Source organism: Pantoea sp. ME81 (assembly GCF_903970985.1).
In the GTDB taxonomy this organism is placed as follows: domain Bacteria; phylum Pseudomonadota; class Gammaproteobacteria; order Enterobacterales; family Enterobacteriaceae; genus Pantoea; species Pantoea communis.
Map to the genome: position 1 here is coordinate 1 of NZ_CAJCKS010000360.1, position 1,073 is coordinate 1,073.

Below are 1,073 nucleotides of genomic sequence, written 5' to 3' on the forward strand. Positions count from 1 at the left end.
GGATATCTTTATCAGCCACGCCGAAGCTGAGGGGTTCATTGTGCAGCTGACCCAGCATTTGCTGGATCTGATGGCGGAAGATATTCAGGGCTGGCAATCGCGTGGCCGCCACTGAAAGGGGCTTTACCCTCTTCGGTATGACATGCGCCGCAGTCACCGGCAATCGCCAGATACTCCCCGCGCTTAATCAGTTGCTCATCCGCTGCATGCGCTTGTGAAACAGCCAACGCCAACGTGCCTGCTGCAAGCAGGGCTTTCCAGTGCTTAGCCATGTTGCGTCTCCTGCAGGATTTTGTCGGCGGTACGAAGAGCCAGCGCCATTGCCGTGAGCGTGACGTTACAGGTGCCCACCGTTGGCATCACACCCGTGCCAACCATAAACAGGTTCTGATGATCATGTGCGCGCCCCCATGCATCGGTCACACTGGTCGCCGGGTCGAGGCCCATAGAGAGCGTGCCGGTGATGTGCTGACGATTAGAGAACTTGCCAGTTTTGCTGTGCTTAATGTTGGTCGCGCCGAGTTTGGCCGCAATCGCGTCATAGCATTCACGCGTTTTTTCGGTGCCTTTGATGACATAGTCGTTCACGTCCCAATACAGCGATGGCGTGGGTAAACCCAGCTCGTCTTTGTTGCTGCTCAAGGTCACGCGGTTGTTCGGATCGGGTAACTGCTCAAGCGCATTTTTGATGCTAAGGCGACGCGCGGCGCGGAAGCGAATCGCTTCCTGCAACTTCTTGCCAAACAGCCCTTCCGCCAGCGCTTCTTTAGTCACTGAGGCAACCTGTGAAGCGTTAGAGATATCGATACGGAACGGTGAATGTTCGCTGCGGAAATCGCCGTCACGGAACTGACCAATCGAACAAGGACTCACCGGGCCACGTCCTGGCCAAATCTCTTCATCGACGTCAAACGTCACGCCTATCGCCGGGTGATCGCACAGGTTGCGACCCACATTATCGTGCGCGTTGGCGATACCGTTCGGGAATTTATCGCTGACAGACATCAGCAGCAGTTTTGGGGTTTCAATCGCGTTGGCGGCCAGTACAAAGGTTTCAGCCGTGACACGATGGC

1 protein-coding gene is annotated in these 1,073 nt (G+C 56.0%); it reads right to left on the reverse strand.

Features of this window, described 5'->3' with window-relative positions; genetic code table 11:
- Positions 1-264 precede the first annotated feature (264 nt).
- A partial coding sequence (locus H7A81_RS27340; protein WP_182059346.1) for a GMC oxidoreductase occupies positions 265-1,073 on the reverse strand: 809 nt, incomplete at its 5' end.